This is a genomic window from Vibrio sp. S457-15 (assembly GCF_000960545.1).
In the GTDB taxonomy this organism is placed as follows: Bacteria; Pseudomonadota; Gammaproteobacteria; order Enterobacterales; family Vibrionaceae; genus Vibrio; species Vibrio parahaemolyticus.
This window is the reverse complement of sequence record NZ_JYOQ01000076.1, coordinates 1-378: the sequence shown is the minus strand read 5'-3', so window position 1 is coordinate 378 and position 378 is coordinate 1. Positions and strand designations below refer to the sequence as shown.

The window sequence follows — 378 nt, the reverse complement described above, 5'->3', positions numbered from 1 at the left end:
TCTTTTAACGTCTGAAGAGCAGGAGGCATTGGCAAAAATTCCTTATCTATGCGACATCCCAATTCTTGGTGCGTTATGCAGTAAGACCAATACCGAAAGAAGAAAGACGGAGTTGATCATCGTCGCAACCCGTAATTTTGTTGACCCTGTCAAAGAAACCGACATCAAGCGGCCGAAGTTTGAGCGAACGAGTGACCTTGAGCGCTTGCTGAAGCTCGATCTTTCGAAAGTTGATGACGAAGAATTGGAAAATACGATAAAGGCGGGAGTCTTTAACTAATGAAGGCAAACCTATTATTGGTCGTTTCCTTATTGCTGACCGGTTGCGCGGTATCGGTAACCCCAAATAAAACGACGGTAGACACCATTGTGGAAACC

Annotated in this window: 1 pseudogene; it reads left to right on the top strand. The window is 45.0% G+C overall.

The annotated features are described in order from the left end of the window. Window positions 1-280, top strand: a pseudogene (locus UF05_RS08600) (hypothetical protein); the annotation flags it as partial. Between the last annotated feature and the right edge of the window lie 98 nt (window positions 281-378).